This is a genomic window from Flaviaestuariibacter terrae, assembly GCF_054777635.1.
Window position 1 is genome coordinate 186,506 of the sequence record NZ_BAAHAL010000022.1, and the last position, 17,484, is coordinate 203,989.

The 17,484-nt window shown below is 59.0% G+C and carries 12 protein-coding genes and 2 tRNA genes; 8 read left to right on the forward strand and 6 right to left on the reverse strand.

The window, feature by feature from the left end; genetic code table 11:
- Positions 1 to 9 precede the first annotated feature (9 nt).
- Positions 10 to 945 carry an ABC transporter ATP-binding protein gene (locus ACYU7Z_RS17545; protein WP_460572870.1) on the reverse strand — a complete coding sequence of 312 codons (936 nt, stop codon included), beginning with the start codon at positions 943 to 945 and terminating at the stop codon, positions 10 to 12.
- Between the two features lie 151 nt (positions 946 to 1,096).
- On the opposite strand from ACYU7Z_RS17545, the gene ACYU7Z_RS17550 reads away from it, so the two are divergent.
- The gene (locus tag ACYU7Z_RS17550) at positions 1,097 to 2,092 is read left to right on the forward strand and encodes a zinc dependent phospholipase C family protein (RefSeq protein WP_460572872.1); all 996 of its coding nucleotides are present in this window, start codon (positions 1,097 to 1,099) and stop codon (positions 2,090 to 2,092) included.
- 302 nt (positions 2,093 to 2,394) lie between these two features.
- On the opposite strand, the gene ACYU7Z_RS17555 is transcribed toward ACYU7Z_RS17550, so the two are convergent.
- Entirely contained in the window at positions 2,395 to 3,960 is a 1,566-nt protein-coding gene (locus ACYU7Z_RS17555) for an NAD(P)/FAD-dependent oxidoreductase (RefSeq protein WP_460572874.1), read from the reverse strand.
- 186 nt (positions 3,961 to 4,146) lie between these two features.
- Between ACYU7Z_RS17555 and ACYU7Z_RS17560 the strand changes: the two genes are divergently transcribed.
- The 3 genes from ACYU7Z_RS17560 to dnaA all read left to right on the forward strand — a co-directional run bounded on the left by ACYU7Z_RS17560 (position 4,147) and on the right by dnaA (position 7,388).
- A complete protein-coding gene (locus ACYU7Z_RS17560; protein WP_460572876.1) occupies positions 4,147 to 4,899 on the forward strand; it encodes a bifunctional UDP-sugar hydrolase/5'-nucleotidase in 753 nt (250 codons plus the stop codon).
- Positions 4,889 to 5,824 (forward strand): bifunctional metallophosphatase/5'-nucleotidase, encoded by a 936-nt coding sequence (locus ACYU7Z_RS17565; protein WP_460572878.1) that lies wholly within the window; start codon positions 4,889 to 4,891, stop codon positions 5,822 to 5,824. Before ACYU7Z_RS17560 ends, ACYU7Z_RS17565 begins: the two co-directional genes overlap by 11 nt.
- A gap of 130 nt (positions 5,825 to 5,954) precedes the next feature.
- On the forward strand, positions 5,955 to 7,388 hold the full coding sequence (gene dnaA / locus ACYU7Z_RS17570; protein WP_460572879.1) for a chromosomal replication initiator protein DnaA: 1,434 nt from the start codon (positions 5,955 to 5,957) through the stop codon (positions 7,386 to 7,388).
- Positions 7,389 to 7,466: 78 nt separating this feature from the next.
- Here the strand turns inward: dnaA and ACYU7Z_RS17575 are convergent, their stop codons facing one another.
- Positions 7,467 to 7,661: a hypothetical protein gene (locus tag ACYU7Z_RS17575; RefSeq protein ID WP_460572881.1), complete on the reverse strand. Its 195-nt coding sequence runs from the start codon at positions 7,659 to 7,661 to the stop codon at positions 7,467 to 7,469.
- 111 nt (positions 7,662 to 7,772) lie between these two features.
- Between ACYU7Z_RS17575 and ACYU7Z_RS17580 the strand changes: the two genes are divergently transcribed.
- The 3 genes from ACYU7Z_RS17580 (at position 7,773) to ACYU7Z_RS17590 (ending at position 11,784) form a co-directional block, all read left to right on the forward strand.
- Positions 7,773 to 9,128 (forward strand): voltage-gated chloride channel family protein, encoded by a 1,356-nt coding sequence (locus tag ACYU7Z_RS17580; protein WP_460572883.1) that lies wholly within the window; start codon positions 7,773 to 7,775, stop codon positions 9,126 to 9,128.
- Positions 9,129 to 9,197: 69 nt separating this feature from the next.
- Complete coding sequence (locus tag ACYU7Z_RS17585) at positions 9,198 to 11,615, forward strand: hypothetical protein (RefSeq protein WP_460572885.1); 2,418 nt, start codon at positions 9,198 to 9,200, stop codon at positions 11,613 to 11,615.
- Between the two features lie 80 nt (positions 11,616 to 11,695).
- Positions 11,696 to 11,784: transfer RNA gene (locus ACYU7Z_RS17590), tRNA-Ser, on the forward strand.
- Positions 11,785 to 11,866: 82 nt separating this feature from the next.
- Here ACYU7Z_RS17590 and ACYU7Z_RS17595 read toward each other — a convergent pair.
- On the reverse strand, positions 11,867 to 13,081 hold the full coding sequence (locus tag ACYU7Z_RS17595; protein WP_460572887.1) for an aminopeptidase: 1,215 nt from the start codon (positions 13,079 to 13,081) through the stop codon (positions 11,867 to 11,869).
- A gap of 158 nt (positions 13,082 to 13,239) precedes the next feature.
- On the opposite strand from ACYU7Z_RS17595, the gene ACYU7Z_RS17600 reads away from it, so the two are divergent.
- Positions 13,240 to 13,313, forward strand: a tRNA-Pro gene (locus ACYU7Z_RS17600).
- 536 nt (positions 13,314 to 13,849) lie between these two features.
- On the opposite strand, the gene ACYU7Z_RS17605 is transcribed toward ACYU7Z_RS17600, so the two are convergent.
- Positions 13,850 to 14,863 carry a PorP/SprF family type IX secretion system membrane protein gene (locus ACYU7Z_RS17605; protein ID WP_460572889.1) on the reverse strand — a complete coding sequence of 338 codons (1,014 nt, stop codon included), beginning with the start codon at positions 14,861 to 14,863 and terminating at the stop codon, positions 13,850 to 13,852.
- A gap of 24 nt (positions 14,864 to 14,887) precedes the next feature.
- Positions 14,888 to 17,484: T9SS type B sorting domain-containing protein (locus ACYU7Z_RS17610; protein ID WP_460572891.1), on the reverse strand; the 2,597-nt coding region annotated here is incomplete at its 5' end.

The following is a 17,484-nucleotide window of genomic DNA, read 5'->3' on the forward strand; positions in this document are numbered from 1 at the left end:
GGCCCGTATTTATTCGGTGATGGTTTGGAAGGAGCGGGAGGCGGTGGTGCCTTCCACGAGGCGGATGAAAATGTCGTTGAGGGTGGGGAGCACTTCGTTGAAGGAGCGCACCGTGATATCCTTTTCGATAAAGAACTGCAGCACCTGGTTGGGCGATACGCCGTCGTCGATGCGCACGGTGATGACGGGCTCGTGGGGTACGGCGCCCATAACGGCGAAGCCGGGGCCTTCCAGCACGCGCGGCAATGTGTCGAAGCCGATGCGGAACAGGTTTTCCTTGAAGTGTTGCTTTACTTCCTTAATGGTGCCGTCGAGGATCTTTTTGCCTTTGTTGACCAGCACGATGCCGTTGCAGATCTCCTCCACCTGCTCCATGCGGTGGGTGCTGAAGAGGATGGTGCTGCCCTGGCGCGACAGGCGGAAGATCTCTTCCTTGATGATATTGCTGTTGACGGGATCGAGGCCGCTGAAGGGCTCGTCGAGGATGATGAGGCGGGGGCGGTGGGCGACCGTTGTTACAAACTGCAATTTCTGCGACATGCCTTTCGAGAGGTCTTCGACCTTACGGTTCCACCAGGTCTGCATCCCGAGGCGGTCGAACCACTCGCGTACGCGCTCGTCGGCTTCTTTGGCGCCAAGACCGCGGAGCCGCGCGAGGTAGACGGCCTGCTCGCCCACTTTCATTTTTTTGTACAGGCCACGCTCCTCGGGCATATAGCCGATGGCGGCAATGTCGTGCTCGGGGCGGAAGGGGCGGCCTTCAAAAAGCACTTCACCCGCGTCGGGGAGAAAGATGCCGGTGATCATGCGGATGAGGGTCGTTTTGCCGGCGCCATTAGGGCCAAGCAGCCCGAAGATGCTGCCTTCCTCTACGGAGAAGGAAATGTCGTCGACGGCCTTCTGGGTGGCGTAGTGTTTCCGGAGATTGCGAAGTTCCAGGATCATATCCTTGTTTTGGTTGAAGTGTATGCAAGCTACCCGACCGGGCCCGTTTGCCGCTAAATATTTGACAAAAGCGCGTTTCGGCAGGACGAAATGGAGCGCGCCCTTTGGGTGCTGTTGCAGAAAGGGCCACCTTTGCCCAAAATTTCCGAACATGCGCAACGCTCGCTTGCTTTTCCTGGCCGTGCTCGTTCTGGGTCTCAGCTCCTGGGGCTTCCTGGTGCACCGCACAACGACCCAGCTGGCCGTATACCAGCTTCCCGATAACGTGCAACACTTCTTTTACGACAACATGGACTACCTGGTGCGCTACTCGGTGCGCCCCGACCAGCGCCGCAACAGCGATCCCACGGAAGGTCCGAAACACTTCATCGATCTCGAGCGCTTCGGCCCCGATGCAGCCAACACGATGCCCCTCGACTGGAAAAGCGCGGTGGCGAAGTACGGCGCCGACAGCTTCACCCGCAACGGCGTTGTTCCCTACTGGGTCGTCAACCAGAAAGACAAGCTAACCGAGGCCTTCCGCAGCGGCAACCGCGACAGCATCCTGTTCTATGCCGCCGACCTCGCCCACTATGTAGGCGATGCCAACGTTCCGCTGCATACCACCGAAAACCACGACGGCCAGCTGACCGGCCAGAAGGGCCTGCACAGCCTCTGGGAAAGCACCATCCCGGAGATCGAGCTCGCCGGCTACAATCTTTACGAGGAGCACAAGGCCACCTACCTCAAAAAGCCCGAAGAGGCAGTATGGAAAGCCGTGCGCGAGGCGCACGCCCTCCTTCCGCAGCTTTTCGATATGGAGAAGGAAGTGTCGAAAGACTTCACCGATTCCACGAAGTACCGCGTGCAGATGCGCAACGGTCGTGAGTCGCGGAGTTATTCGTCTGCCTTTGCCCGTGCCTATGCCGCGAAGCTGGCGCCGACGATCAACCAGCAGCTGCTCAAGTCCGCGCACCTCATCGCCGACTTCTGGTACACCGCCTGGGTCGACGCGGGCAAACCCAACCTGGACGGACTGCTGAAAGCTCCCGTAACACCCGAAGCCCGCAGCGCCTGGGCCCAGGAGCTGATCTCGTACAAAACAAACCAGCTGCTGCAAAACAAAATGCTCCGCGCCCGCGAGAAGCAGGAGGGGAGTGCTGATTAAGAAGTCTGCTAATTGGGTAGTCTGCTAATGGAATAGACTACTAATAGAATAGAATGGCTATGAAAAAAGGCGTCGCGCGTGCGGCGCCTTTTTGTTGTTAGGGCCGTCATTGCGAGTGCAGCGAAGCAATCCCGTGGGGTATACGCTGCGGCCATGTGTTACCTCAGCGTAAAACCCCGAAAGATTGCTTCGAAGCCGTTTGCCTTCAGCAACGGTTTCTCGCAATGACGCTTCGCGCCCGAACCTTCCAAAACCTTCAAAACCTTCAAAACCTTCCAAAACCTTCAAAACCTTTCAGTACCCTAAGCACCCACGAGAACCTTCGCGATTTGCGTCGCTACCCGCTCGCCATCCATTGCGGCCGAAACGATGCCGCCGGCGTAACCCGCGCCCTCGGCGCAGGGATAAAGGTTGGCGGCCTGCGGGTGCGCAAGCGTACCGGGGTCACGGGGGATGCGTACGGGCGAGGAGGTGCGCGACTCGGTAGCCACCACAACGGCGTCGTTCGTATAATAGCCGCGGATCTTGCGGCCGAATTCTTTGAAGGCCTGCTGCAGCGCGGCGTGCACAAAGCCCGGGAGCACGGACCGTAGATCTACGGAATGAATACCGGGAAGGTAGCTGCAGTCGGGCAGGGTAGGAGAGGTAATTCCTTTGGTGAAATCGACAAGGCGCTGCGCCGGCGCCACGAGCTTCCCGCCGCCGGCGGCGAAGGCTTTCCGCTCCACGGCGCCCTGGAAGCCCACGCCCGCAAGCGGTCCCATCTTCCGGAAATCCCGGATGTCTTTTTCCTCCACGTTCACGACGATGCCACTGTTGGCGTAGGGATTGTTGCGCTTCGACGGCGACCAGCCGTTCACCACCACTTCGCCGGGCGCGGTAGCCGCGGGAGCAATGATGCCGCCCGGGCACATGCAGAAGGAGAAGACGCCGCGCCCATCCACCTGCTGTACGAGGCTGTAGGCTGCAGGCGGCAGCCATTCGGGGCGCAGGTCGCAGTGGTACTGTCCCTGGTCGATGATCGATTGGGGGTGCTCGATGCGGACACCGAGCGCAAAGGGTTTGAACTCGATGCGCAGCCCTTTGTTGGGAAGCAGCTCGAAGATATCGCGGGCCGAGTGGCCTGTTGCCAGTATCAGCGCATCGGCGGGCAGCTCATCACCATCCGCGGTACGGATGCGGGTAACTCGGTCGCCTTCCAGCGTAAAGTCGCTAAGCTTTTTTTCGAACAGCACTTCACCGCCCTGTGCGATGATGGCCTCACGGATCGCGGTGATGATATGCGGCAGCTTGTTGGTGCCGATATGCGGGTGTGCCTCGTAGCGGATGCGGTCGTCGGCGCCATAGTTCACGAGCAGGTCGAGGATGCGCTGCACGTCGCCGCGCTTGGTGCTGCGGGTGTAGAGCTTGCCGTCGCTGTAGGTGCCGGCACCACCCTCGCCGAAGCAATAGTTGCTTTCCGGGTTGACGATGCCTTCCTTGTTCATGGCGGCCAGGTCGCGGCGGCGGGCGCGAACGTCCTTGCCACGCTCCAGCACAACGGGCTTTATCCCGAGTTCGATAAGACGCAGGGCGGCGAAGAGGCCGGCGGGACCAGCCCCAACAACGATGACGCTTTTCGGTGCGCGGCTCACGTCGGGGAGTTGCAGGTGGAGCGGAGGCTCGGGGCTATAGGGCTCGTTGACAAATACATTGGCTTTGATCTGCAGCCAGGCCTGGCGGCCCCGTGCGTCGAGCGACTGGCGGAGCCGCTGTACACCGCTGATAGCGGTTTCGGGAAGGGCGAGCGTTTCGGCGGCAGCGCGGCGGATGCTTTGCTCCTCCTGCGCTTCTTCGGCGCGGATGCGAAGGGTAATCTGCTGGGGCATAAATGAGGTCAGGTTTTTATCCTGAAACGTGCTGCAAAGGTCCGGGATTTTGGCGGGATCTTTCCTTGCCCCGCGTCTTTTAACGCTTTGGCAACCGAAAGGCAACGGCGCGGAAAATACCCCTCGGGAAATGTTGAAAACTTGTGTACTTTAACCGCCCGGAACTACTTTTCCACACGAATAACCATGTTGAAAAAAACGCATACATCTGTAGCCCTTCTTGTGCTGCTGGCCGGCTCACTTTCCTGCCGGACTACGCAGCAGCCGGTACGGGCCGACTACAACGATTACCGTATAACTACGGATCTGCGGCGCGACACCGTGCTGCAGCGGCTGATGGGTCCTTACCGCGACAGTGTCGACCGGAGCATGAACGAAGTGGTGGGCTATGCCGATAAGAGCCTCGACAAAAAACAGCCCGAAGGAACACTTGGCAACTTCATGGTCGACGCCTTCTTCTATGGCGCAGAGCAGGCCTTCGGCGTAAAGGCCGATGTGGGCATCCTCAACTACGGCGGCATCCGCCTCACGCAGCTTCCCGCCGGCGCGGTTACGCGCGGCAAGGTATTCGAGCTGATGCCCTTCGATAACCTGCTCGTGTTGCAGAAGGTGCCCGGCAGCGTGCTGCAGCAACTGCTCGACCTCACGGCTTCCAAAAAAGGATGGCCCGTGCACGGCATCACGATGGAGATCCAGGGCGGCAAGGCGGTCAATGTAAAGATCAACGGGCAGCCGCTCGATCCTGCCAGGATCTACACGCTCGTCAACTCCGACTACGTGGCCAACGGCGGCGACCAGGCCGCGATGCTGAAGGACATCCCGCAGCAGAATGTCGGCTACCTGATGCGCGATGCGCTGTTCGTATACATCCGTCACCTCAAGAGCGAGGGGAAAAATATTTCCGCTAACGAAGAAAACCGTGTTGTCAATGTACCCTAGAAGAACATTCCTGAAGCAAACAGCACTGGCCGCCGGCGCCTTGCTCGTTGCGCCCCTTGCCCGAGCCGTGGAGGAAGCCGATGCGCCGAAGCGACTGACGATCCTGCATACCAACGATACCCACAGCCGCATCGATCCTTTCCCGATGGATGGCGGCAAGAACCAGGGCCTTGGCGGCGTGGCCGCACGCAGCGAGCTGATCAAATCGATCCGCGAGCGCGAGGCCAACGTGCTCCTGCTCGACGCCGGCGACATCTTCCAGGGCACACCTTACTTTAATATTTACAAAGGCGAGCCCGAGATCAAGGCGATGACCGCGATGGGATACGATGCAACGACGATCGGCAACCACGACTTCGACGCGGGGCTTGAGGACCTGGCCACGCAACTCTCGCGGCACGCGCGCTTCCCGATGATCGTCTGCAACTACGACTTCACGGGCACGCCGATGGAAACGATGTATGCACCGTACAAGATCTTCCGCAAGGGCGGCTTAAAGATCGGCGTGCTCGGCGTGGGCATCGACGGCGACGGGCTCATTCCCGCCAACCTGTGGGCCAGCACCAAATACCTCGACCCGGTGCAGAAGGCCAACGAGACGGCCGCCCTCCTGAAGCGCGAAGGCTGCGACCTCGTCATCTGCCTCTCGCACCTAGGTTACAAGTACGACAGCGACAACCGCATCTCCGACCGCAAGCTTGCCGTGGCTACGCAGGATATCGACCTGATCATCGGCGGACATACCCACACCTTCATGGAGGCACCCGAGGTGCTGAAGAATACCAAGGGCGACGATATCCTGATCAACCAGGTGGGTTGGGCCGGTATCCAGCTGGGTCGCCTGGACTTTGTTTTTGAGAAAAAGAAAGGAAAAAATTTGGCTAATTCACAGTCGATTTTAGTTACGAAAAAAACCGAAGGATAAAAATTTTTTTCTGAGTTTCTTTTAAGTCAATTTCGTCCTCCTGACTTAAAAAAATTAAGTTATCCACGGCTTGTGCGAATGTGAACACCGCGTTGAAAAGTCCTAACTCAATATAAACTGCTTGAATTGCATGGAGAAGAATGCTGAACTTGTTTGGAACAATTGCCTGGCGATCATCAAGGATATTGTGGAGTGGCAGCATTTCAAAACATGGTTCGAACCCATTAAACCCGTAGCCCTTAAAGAGAGCGTATTAATCATCCAGGTTCCCAGCCAGTTTTTTTACGAATACCTCGAAGAGCATTACGTAAACCTGCTCGCCAAGACGCTCAAGCGCGAGCTCGGAAAAGATGCGCAGCTCGAATACCGCATCATGGTCGACGGGGGCAACAACTACAACAAGCCCGTAACTGTTGATATGGCGGGCCAGGGCTATAAATCTTTTGCCGGAAACGAAATGGACTTCCCGCTCGTGATCAACACGCCGGTCAAGAACCCGTTTGTGATTCCCGGTCTGAAGAAGATGCAAATCGACCCGCAGCTCAACCCGAATTATACATTCGACGCCTATATAGAAGGTGACTGCAACCGCGTAGCCCGCCGCGCCGGCAAGACCGTAGCCGAGAAGCCCGGTGCCAACTCCTTCAACCCGCTGGTGATCTATGGTACCGTGGGCCTTGGCAAGACGCACCTCGCGCAGGCCATCGGCAATGAGGTAAAGCGCACGCATCCGAACAAGGTGGTGCTGTATGTGTCGTCGGAGAAATTCATCAACCAGTTTATCGACCACAGCCGCAACCAGGCCATCAACGATTTTATCCACTTCTACCAGATGATCGACGTGCTGATCATCGACGACGTACAGTTCTTCAACAAGGCCGAGAAGTCGCAGGACGCGTTCTTCTCGATCTTCAACCACCTGCACCAGAGCGGCAAGCAGCTCGTGCTGACTTCCGACAAGGCACCCAAGGACCTCGAGGGCGTGCAGGAGCGGCTCCTGAGCCGCTTTCGCTGGGGCCTCAGCGCCGACGTGCAGGTGCCCGACTACGAGACGCGTATCGAGATCCTGGAGCGCAAGATGAAGAACGACGGTCTCGAGATGCCGGCCGAAGTGGTGAAGTATATCGCTTATAACATCAATAACAACGTCCGCGAGCTTGAAGGCGCGCTGATTTCATTGCTTGCCCAGTCGTCGCTCAACCGCAAGGAGATCGACCTGGAGCTGGCCAAGAAGGTGCTCCGCAACTTCGTGAAGTCTTCGAGCAAGGAGATCACCATCGATACCATCCAGAAGATGGTGTGCGACTTCTTCGAGGTGCCCTACGAAAAGCTGCTGCAGAAAACCCGCAAGCGCGAGATCGTGCAGGCACGCCAGATCACAATGTACCTCGCCAAGGCTTTTACCAAGAACTCGCTCAAGAGCATCGGCGAACACTTCGGCGGACGCGACCATACAACCGTTATTCACTCCTGCCAGACCGTGAAGGACCTGATGGACACCGACAGCGGCTTCCGGGAGAACGTCGTTGAGCTGCAGCAGAAAGTGCAGCTGGCGGCCCTCTGATTATTTTTCGCGATTGCTTGCCTTATGAAAGATCCCGCCTCGTGGCGGGATCTTCGATTTGCGGATATCGTCAGGGATCTAGCCCGTTACTTCGTCTTCATCGATACCAAGGCCCGAGGAAAGGATCACATAGTCCTTGCCTTCGACACCGCGTACCTTACCGTTGCTCGACTCGCGGCCGTCATCGGTCAGGTGCTTCTCCCGGCTCTTCTCTTCTGTTTTGCGGTTCTGCTCATCGGCAGGAGATCCCGGCGTTTTTTTATCGTCTTTCATAACCTTTGTTTTGAGAAGAGCCGCAACAATGATACCGGCATGAACGGCGGCCCTAATTAGAATGCGGTTAGTTCGCCCGCAGCCTCCCGGTATTGCGTCGAAATTTGCGCCATGAGCGAGATACCTGTTGAAACACCCGTGGCTGCGACGGAAGCCCTTACCCCCGTGCGGAAAGGCTGGATGAACCGGCCCTTCATTCGCCATGCGGCGCACGCGCTTCCCTTCTGGCTCGCCTCGCTTACCGTCGGGCTTGTTGCGGTAGGGTACACCAAGATCTTCGGTTTCGGCGAGCACCTCCTGCAGGACGTGCTGCACGCGCACCGGGCCTGGATCTTCTTCCTGGCCCCGCTGTTCTTCTTCCTGGCCTGGCTGCCCGTGCACCTTTGGGCGCCTTTTGCCCGCGGCAGCGGCATCCCGCAGGTGATGGCCGCGATCGACCTGTCGGTGCCCGGCCATGAGCACAAGGTGAAGAAGCTCGTCAGCCTGCGGGTGGTATGGGTCAAGATCCTGTCGAGCTTCCTGATGGTGCTCGGCGGCGGCGCCATCGGCCGCGAGGGTCCCACGATCCAGATCGCCGGCTCCATCTTCCACGCCTTTAATAAATGGATCCCATCGAGCTGGCCAAGGCTCGCGCGGCAAAGCTTCCTGCTTACCGGCGCCGCGGCGGGGCTAGCAGCCGCGTTCAACACGCCGCTCGGCGGTCTCGTGTTTGCCGTGGAGGAGCTCGCGCGTGTGCACGTGCGCTATTTCCGTACGGCCCTTTTTACTTCGGTTATCGTCGCGGGCCTTACCGCCCAGGCGCTGCTGGGGCCTTATCTCTACCTCGGCTACCCCGATGTGCCGGGCCTGAGCTTCCGGCTGTTCCCGGCGCTGGGGCTCGTAGCGGTGCTGTCGGCCTTCGGCGGCGCGGGACTGTGCAAGGCCATCCTGGCGCTTGTGCGGATGAAAAGCCGGATGCCGCTCTGGGGACATATTGTATATATACTGTTGGCCGGATTGGCGATGGCCGCGCTGTGCTATTACATCGATCCCGGGGTGCTCGGCTCGGGCAAGGAGCTGATCAACCACCTGCTGTTCACCGCCGACAAGGCCTGTAGCTTTACCACGATCCTGCTGCGGATGGCAGGGCCGCTGCTTTGCTTCAACGTGAGCGCGGCGGGTGGCGTATTTGCGCCCGCCCTTGCCGGCGGGGCGGCCATCGGCGGCTGGGTGGCCGGCATCACGGGCGCAGGCGGCGCCGCGGCCAATGTGCTGGTGCTGGCCGGGATGGTCGGCTTCCTCACCGGTGTAACCCGCACGCCTTTTACTTCGGCGATCCTGGTGCTCGAGATGACCGACCGGCACAACGTGATCTTTCAGCTGCTGCTTGCGGGTATGATCGCCAGCCTGGCGGCCAACCTGGTAGACCGGCACTCGTTTTACGAGCAGATGAAGGCGCGGCATAAGGCTGCGGTGAACGAGGACTAAGGGGGCACAGGTAAACGCCGTGTTAATGTCGCGGCGGTTTGACGGGACTGCGCTTACTTAGCGGTGCTTATGATCCAACGTGTATTGCTCCTGCTCGTACTGGGCCTTTCTTCCATCGGACTTCGCGCCCAGGGTCTCGACTCGCTCCTAGAGCGGCAACGACTTGCCGACCCCCGCGAAAAAATCTATGTGCACTTCGACAAGAACCTGTACAACCCCGGCGACATTATCTGGTTCAAGGCCTACCTCTTTGCCGGGGGGATGCCCTCGGATGTGAGCAGGAACGTATACGCCGAGCTCGCCGATGAAGGCGGGAGGGTGCTGGCGCGCGTGACTACGCCCGTCAGCTTCTCCGGCGCCAGCGGGTCTTTTGCCCTCGACAGCAACTATGCGAAGAGCGCGCTTTATTTCCGTGCCTATACGATGTCGATGCTCAATAGCGACACGTCATTTCTATATAACAAGGCAATCCGCGTGGTACCGAAGACCGCTGTCGCTGCGCGCCCGGTTGCAACTGCTCCGGCCCTCACCTCGTTGAGCTTCCTGCCCGAAGGAGGTGATTGGGTAGCCGGCATCCCGACAACGATCGCCTTTATCGCCAGCGATGCGAAGGGTCTACCCGTGGCCGTGAGCGGAACCATCGTCGACGCTAAGGGCGTGAAGCTGGCCGATTTCGCGAGCATCCACAACGGTATGGGCAAGCTGGAACTCACAGGGCAGGTAGGTACTACCTATACGGCGCGCTGGAAGGATGCGCGGGGCAAGACCTATAACACAACATTGCCCGCCGTGCAGGCCGAGGGCGTAAGTCTCCGCGTGGCCGACGATGGCGACAACAAGCGCTTTACGGTAACGCGCACGGCTGCTGCCGGCGAAGCCGCGAAGAGCCTGCACGTGGTGGCTACGATGAACGGCGCTCTTTTTTACAAGGCCGATATCAACCTCGCGGTGCGCAGCACGGCCAGCGGGCTTTTCCCCACGGGGCCGCTTCCTTCGGGGATTCTTTGTATCACTGTTTTCGACAACAATTACCGTCCGCTGCAGGAGCGCGTCAGCTTTGTGAACAAGCACGATATGGAGTTCGATGCCGATGCGTACCTGGTGCAGAAGAGCGATGCGAAGCGCGCGCTCAACAAGCTGGAGATCGCGATGACCGATACGTCGCTCGCCAACCTTTCGCTTTCGGTAACCGATGCCGACATCAACGAGGCGGCCGGTATGGACGATAATATCGTAAGCCGGCTGCTGCTGACCAGCGAGCTCCGCGGCCGCATTGAGAATCCTTACTATTATTTCTACAGCAACAACGACAGCATCCCGGTGCAGCTCGATCTCGTGTTGCTTACGCACGGCTGGCGTCGCTACGACTGGCCGCGTGTGTTGTCGGGCGATACGGAGGCGCATCGCTTTGCCGAAACCGAGTACCTGCAGGTACAGGGCCAGGTGCAGGGACTTCCGCCCGGGCGTCTGTCGGGCCACCTGGAGCTCAATGGCATCCTCGAGACGGCCGAATCGGCGCGAAGCTTTATCGTGCTCCCCGTTGACCGCAAGGGCGGCGTGCTGGCCGACGGGCTCGTGTTTTATGACACCGCCCGGTTCTATTTCAGCTTCAGCGATAAAGGCATTCCTCCCGGCACGGGCCTGCTGCAACTGCAGAACGGGTTGTACAAAGGCGCGCCCCGCTTCCGGCCCGACTCGGCGCTCTTCCGCGCTCTTCCCGACGTATCGCCTGCGGTAGCGGCTGTAAACGCACGGATAGCTGCTGTTGCACGTGAAAGTGCTACGAAGCTCGCACGGAACGTGGAGCTCGAGAACATCACCGTAAAAGGGCGGAGCAAGACAACGAAGGATAAGATGGAGCAGAAATATGTAAGCGCTCTTTTCGGTGGCGATGCGCCGGCCTTCGACCTGGTGAACGATCCGTTTGCGCGCAACTACGCCAACATCTTTCAATACCTGCAGGGAAAGGTGGCGGGGCTCCAGATCACCGGCGGCGGACCCAGTACGAGCCTGCAGTGGCGCGGGGGCAGCCCGGCGATCTATCTCAACGAGATGCAGGCCGATGTGGAGCAGCTGGCGAGTACGCCGATGAGCGAGATCGCCTATGTGAAAGTGTTCCGGCCCGGTGAAAGCATCATGTCGGGCGGTGGCGGTGGCGTGATCGCTGTATACACCCGCAAGGGCGGCGACGTAGCGGTGGACAACAAGCCAAGCAATATGGGCTCGGCCCGCGTGATGGGGTATACTCCGAAGCGTGTTTTTTATTCGCCCGATTACGCCAGCGCCGATGCTCCCTCGGTGGCCGATTACCGCACGACCTTGTACTGGGCGCCGGTGATTTACCTCGACCGCAACCGCCGCAAGGCGCGCGTGTCGTTTTACAACAACGACATCACGAAAAATTTCCGCATCGTGCTCGAAGGCTTCAATGCCGACGGCAAGCTGATTCACGTGGAGAAAAAGCTGGCGGCCGCGGCGGTAAAGTAGTGGCGGCCAGCAGTTTTTTGCGTCAAAAATCTTGGGCAGTTAACCGGAACTCCCTATTTTTGCCCCCCACTCTACGGAAAGGTGAGGTGGATGAGTGGCTGAAATCAGTAGTTTGCTAAACTGCCGTACGGGTTAAACTGTACCGCGGGTTCGAATCCCGCCCTCACCGCACCAAAAAAAGCCCACGCAATCGCGTGGGTTTTTTATTTCCCGGCCTGTGATCCAAGGACGGACGGAGCAGGACCCTTCCTTTACAAAACAAACTGGCCATCGCGGTAGATGACCCGCTCGCTGCCGTCGGGGAGCAGCGCGGTGACCGTGCGGTTGCTCGTGCTGACGATATCGGTGTGCACCTTGGGGCAGGCGTTGTAGCCCAGGTCGGCCCACTGCGCTTCGGTCATCGCCGCGATGTCGCCGGGGTAGGCGTCTTTGTAGGCATTGCCCAGCGCGATGTGGGTGTTGCCGGACTCGCCGCCGCGGTTTTCGTCGAAGAGGGTGGAGGCCATGAATTTGGTAATGCGCGAATGCCGGCGGTCGGTGAGCGAAAATTCACCCACTTTGTCGGCGTTTTCCTGCGCGATCATTTCCTTGAGTGCTTCCTCGTTTTCCGTTGCCGATGCTTCGACAACGACACCGTTGGCAAAGCGGAGGGATACGCCGGCGATCCGCTTGCCGGAATAGTAGAGGGGCTGGTCAAAGCGGATGCTTCCCTCGGTGCCGCGCCAGTCGGGTGAGGTGAAGATCTCGAAGCTCGGGATGTTCTTGCCGCCGCCGCTGAGCCACTGCCGGCCCGCGCCGAGGCGGATGCGGAGGTCGACATCGTCGCCGGCGATGTGCAGCGACTCGATCTGCAGCGCGTCGAGGCGGTCCTTGATGGCTTCGATCTCGGCCTGCACCGATTTCCATTTGGCCACCGGGTCGTCTTCGCGGAGGTAGCAGGCTTCGATGATCTGTTCCCAGTAGTCCTCGAGCGAGAGGCCGGCTTCCTCGGCCATGGAGGGCGTGCCGTAGAGGCAAAGCGACCAGGAGAGCTTGCCGGCCTGCTCCTTTTGCTCGCGCATCTGCATGTAAGGGGCACGGGCGCTGTTCATCCGGCTGATCCGCGCGGCGGGTATGCCCTCGAGGTAGTGGATGTCGGGCTCGGAGAGCAGGAAGAGGAAATGGTCCGTTGCCTCGACGATGCCCTGCCAGTAAGGTTTTGCGAAGAAGGCCACCTGCTCTTCGGAGCCCTTTTCGAGCAGCAGGCGGGCGAGGCTGCCGCCGCGGGTGTTGTCGGGCTGGAAGTTGGGGATGAGGTTGCCGCCGGCTTCGTACACTTCGCGGGCTACGGCCAGAAAGAGGTCTTTGGCGCACTCCTGTGCCACAAGGAACACGGTATCGCCTGGGTTGATGCCCTTGCCGTGGTTAAGGGCGTAGCGAACCATCACCTGGGCGTATTTTTTCAGTAGGCTGTCGTCAAGCTGCATAGTTCAACATTTGGGTGCGACTAAGGTAAGCTGCGGGCAACTGCGGCGGTTTTATTGCGCCCTGCAAACTCTTTTGCTTGCTAGCTTTGAAAAGTCTAGCTTTGCTGCCCCTGCAGAGGGAACTGGCCCGCCATCGCCCAGGCTTCGGCGGACAGGTTCGGGAAGTAGCGCAGTCCGGTAGCGTACCTGGTTTGGGACCAGGTGGTCGCAGGTTCGAATCCTGTCTTCCCGACATCGCCCGCCAGAGCTCGATAGAGCGACGGCGGGCTTTTTATTTTCGCACGTGTCCCGATTTGCAGCGGGCTTCGTCGGGCGAGGCCCGACAAGAACGGTTCAAATCCGGTTTACGTCATTGAGCAGAAGATTCGAACACTGGCCAGCCTTCCCGAAAGCAACAGCCTTCGGCACTTGATTCATTTTTTGACATCAATTTTTCACTACGGAAAGTTTCGCCAGCATTCACTTGCCAATGAACAGGTAGTACCCGCAGCGGAACTTCCCGCAGGCATTAAAAAAAGGAAAGGCTTCTTCGTTGGAAGAGGCCTTTTTGACTCCTGCAACAATGCGCAGGATCGGGTAAGATAGGAGGTTAGCAACGGCCGGACCAAATCGACCGGCGGTTGCCGGGTCTATTGATCGCTGCCGGTAATTCAAAGACCAATAGAGTGCCACAATTGTATTTCCACGGGGAAAGTGCGCTGTTTTTTTTGTGCCGCCATTGCCGCGTGCTTCGCGCGAAGCTCAGGCTGGCTGTGCGTTTGCGTCGACTTACTTCCATGGGCAATAGATCAGTTTGGTCGGCTCGCGGATGCCGCGCAGGATGACGGCCACCTCCCAGGTGTTGGGTCGTGGCGATGCGCTTTTGAGCTTTGACAGGGTTGCATCGTACGAAATCCCGACCTGCAGGGAACCGATCCCGAAGCCGATGTAGGGAATGATCGCGTTCTTCGACCAATACCAGACGCCCGCGTCGATCATCGTTGCTTCGTTGATGAAGTAACCCATCGCACCGCCTACCGACAGGTAGTTGGCGTTGAGTTGGTATTGGTAGATGGCGTTGGTGCTGAGCAGCAGCTCGTCGCCGATGAGCGATTCGAAATTGACATGGGCCACCTTCCGCAGCGGGATCACCTGGTTGTCGTTTTTGAGAAAGGTTTGCTGCGGCTTGTTGAGGTGGTAGGCTGCCAGGCCTGCGTCGAAGTTGGTCCGCTCGCTTTTGATGCTGTAGGTGAGTCCGGCGCTCAGCGAAACAAAGGGCTTCATATTCTCGAGGTACACTTCGCCGGTGGGCAGGTTAGTGTCGAAGCCGTTGCCGGTAAACTGCTCTTCAAAATCAAGCCGTGTGAAATCGATATAGCGCCGACCGTAGGTGCCGCCGAAGCCGACGTTGACCCGGTGAACATAGTCGCCGTCGTACAAACGCATGCTGTAGGAGCCGGTCATCGTGGCATAGGTGCTGCGTACGGCGCCGCCCATCGTCCGGTCGTACATCAGCAGCCCGCCTACGCCCCAGATGTTGGGCTGCTCGGGCATGTGGGCGATCTTGTGCTGGAGGATCTTGCTGTCGAAGGAAAGGGTCCCGGTCACGTAAGGATGCGCGGGGCCGCTCCACTGGTCGCGGAAGTGCATGATGGCGCGCCAGTCGGAATTGATATTGGCGGTGAGGGCGGGGTTTATATTGAGCGGTGAGGAAAAGAATTGCGAAAAGCTCGGGTCCTGCGCGTCGGCACGCGTCAGCTTAACAAATGACAATACGATTGCCATCAGTCGAAGACAAGTCATGGTAGGGTGTTTATAGGTTAGCGGTCAGCGTAACAATACTGAGTTGCCACTTCGCTTGTAATACTTTCCATCCTCGCCCACGGCTTCCAGTGTCCACGTATAAGTATCATTCACTTGTGGTAGTCCCTTGAAGAGGCCATCCCAGCCTGCCCCGATGATATTGGTCTCGAACATCAGTTGTCCCCAGCGGTTGAATATCCGGAAGTAGTACAGTTCCCTGATGTGGACCGTCAGCGGGTAGAGCCGGTCGTTATGTCCATCGTTATTGGGGCTCCAGGCTTTCGGCACAAAGATGTCGGAATGGATGCTCTGTGTCGTGCTGTTGCGGATCTGTACCAATACGGTATCTACCGTGCTGCATCCGGTGCCGTTGCTGATGCGGATGAGGTATTCCTGGTCCTGGTTGTGCCGGAATACCGGGTTGTAGACTGTCGTGAGGTTCAGGCCCGTTGGCGGTGCCCATTGATAACTACAATTAGCACCCAAATTCCTTGCCTGTAATTGCTTGGGCGTATCAGATTCCGCCATTTCCGTGGGGTAACGTACGCCGGTGATCGCGGGCGCTACGCTGATCGTCGCGGAGCTGTTGAGGCTGTTGTTGCTGCACTGTGCGTTGGCGATGCTCACGAGGCTGTACGTCGTGCTGCCGGCGGGTGTTACAGCGATGAGGTAGGGCGATGCGCTGATGCCGCTGATGCTGTGCTGTACGCTTCCTTCGCTGTACACGAGCGTCCAGGGACCGGAACCGGTGCAGTATACGCGCAGGGTGTCGGAGCTGCCGCTGCAAAGCGATCCGCCGCCTTCGATCCGCGCGCTGATGCTGCCTTCGAGCGTTACCTGCAGCTGGCCGACGCAGCCGCCGCCGTCCTGTACATATACGGTATAGGTGCCGGCCGCCAGGTTATTGAAGATACGCGAGGGCTGGTAGTTGCTGCCATCGAGGCTGTAGCGGTAGGGTGGTACGCCGTTGCTGGCGTTGACGCTGATGGAGCCGGTGGCGCCACTGCAGGTTGCAGCCTGTGCATCGGCGGTAAGGCTCATGTTGGAGATGCGCACGTTGACCGGCGATACGCGGTGGCAGCCGCTGGCGCCGCTTCCCTTGATGTAGCAGATGCCGCTGTTGCTTACGGCGTTCGGGTTGGGCAGCGGCTGGGTGGCGCCCGGGTTCATCCAGTACGAATAGCTCAGCCCCGGGCTGCTGCCGGCGGTGATGGCCGGAGCGGTCAGGTCAACGGTCGGTTGGTTGCACGTGATGGCGGGGTCGTTGATGCGGAGATTCGGTGCGTTGATGCTGAGGTGGAGCACGATCGAATCGGGGCAGCCGGCGGGATCCTGCGTGATGTGGTAATACGTGCCGCTTTCGGGATAGGTAACGCCGTACCAGTCGAAGGGGTTGCAGCTCGTGGCGGTTGTGTCGGTGCGTGTGCCACCGTTCGTGATCGTGAGGTGGAGCACCGTAGTGTCGGTGCAGCCCGGTCCGGATAAATAGTAATTGTAGTCGCCGCTGGTAGTATAGGTCTGTCCATGCCAGATAAACTGGGCACAAGCCGTAGCGGTGGTATCGCTGTGCAGGCCACTGGCGATGGTGAGGTGGAGAACTACGGTATCCTGGCAGGAGCCATTGGTAGCATAGAAGGGGTAGTCTCCAGATGCGGTATAGGTCTGACCATGCCACTGGTAGGAGCCGCAGGCAGTAGCCGTAGTATCACTGTGCAGGCCACTGGCGATGGTGAGGTGCAGCACCGTAGTATCGGTACAAGCCCCGTTGGTCGTGGTGAAGCTGTAGTCACCACTGGTGGTATAGGTCTGACCATGCCACTGGTAGGAGCCGCAGGCAGTAGCCGTAGTATCACTGTGCAGGCCACTGGCGATGGTGAGGTGCAGCACCGTAGTATCGGTACAGGCTCCGTTGGTCGTGGTGAAGCTGTAGTCACCACTGGTGGTATAGGTCTGACCATGCCACTGGTAGGAGCCGCAAGCCGTAGCCGTGGTATCGGTATGGGTACCGTTCGCAATGGTCAGGTGCAGCACGGTGGTATCGGTGCAGGCACCGTTGGGAGTCGTGAAGCTGTAATCTCCAGATGTGGTATACGTCTGTCCATGCCATGCATACTGGGCGCAGGCTGTAGCCGTGGTATCGGTATGGGTGCCGTTGGCGATGGTCAGGTGCAGCACGGTGGTATCGGTGCAGGCACCGTTCGGGGCTGTGAAGCTGTAGTCTCCCGAAGACGTGTAGGTCTGTCCATGCCAGATAAACTGGGCACAAGCCGTGGCCGTGGTATCGCTGTGCAAGCCACTGGCGATGGTGAGGTGCAGCACGGTAGTGTCGGTACAAGCTCCGTTGGTCGTAGTGAAGCTGTAATCCCCACTCGTGGTATAGGTCTGTCCGTGCCACTGGTAGGATCCGCAGGCGGTAGCCGTGGTATCGCTGTGCAGGCCGCTAGCGATAGTGAGGTGCAGCACGGTAGTATCGGTACAGGCTCCGTTGGTCGTAGTGAAGCTGTAATCCCCACTCGTGGTATAGGTCTGTCCGTTCCACTGGTAAGATCCACAAGCCGTAGCCGTGGTATCGCTGTGCAGGCCGCTGGCGATAGTGAGGTGCAGTACCGTAGTATCGGTGC